This is a genomic window from Vibrio sp. 2132-1 (assembly GCF_033344315.1).
Window position 1 is genome coordinate 1 of the sequence record NZ_JAWPON010000196.1, and the last position, 841, is coordinate 841.

The following is an 841-nucleotide window of genomic DNA, read 5'->3' on the forward strand; positions in this document are numbered from 1 at the left end:
CAAGGTTACAAAGTTGGCAAAGTGAATGTCGACTTACAGCGTCAAGATGATCGTTTGGAGTGGAAAAACATTACCTTCAGTAGCGGCAAAAACCGCATCGATATGAATGGTTGGTGGGAGCTGACCAAAGATCGTAGCCATTCCAATCTGACGTTAAAAATGAAAGGCGATAACAACACGGATCTGATGGAGCGTTTTGGTATCACGTCTGGGATCCAGCAAGCGCCATTTGAGATCAACGCCAATATGAATTGGGATGGTGCGCCTTGGTCGATGAAGACACCAACCTTGCAGGGGAATGTCTCGACGGAGTTTGGCAAAGGAGTCGTGAGTGAAGTCAGCGGCGCGGCGCGTTTGCTTGGCTTATTTAGCTTGGACTCCATCATTCGTAAGATGCAGCTCGATTTTACCGACGTATTCGACAAAGGTATGGCGTTCAACTCCATCACGGGTACAGGCAAAATCCAAGATGGTGTGTTCATCACCAATGATATTGTGATGGATGCGCTAGCTGGTGAAATGCAAATTCGTGGTATTGCAAACATGACCAGCAGAATGGTGGATGCGGAAGTGAAGTTTACGCCGGATATTACGTCAGGGTTACCAATGTTGACGGCGTTTGCGGTGGCCCCTCAAACCGCTCTGTACGTGCTGGCGATTTCCACGGTGATTTCTCCTGTTGTAGAGGTGTTCACCCAAGTGAATTACGAGGTCAAAGGCCCGTTAGATTCACCAACCGTAAAAGAGATTTCACGTAGTAAAGGCGAATACAAGCTGCCAGAAAAACTGCGTGAGCAGGCTAAATAGATCGCCCGACTAAGTGGTAGAAGGAAGAGAACAC

General features: G+C 47.9%; 1 protein-coding gene. It reads left to right on the forward strand.

The features are described from left to right. Positions 1–807 (forward strand): YhdP family protein (locus tag R8N47_RS24365; RefSeq protein WP_318186002.1); only part of this gene is annotated, 807 nt, incomplete at its 5' end. Positions 808–841: the final 34 nt, after the last annotated feature.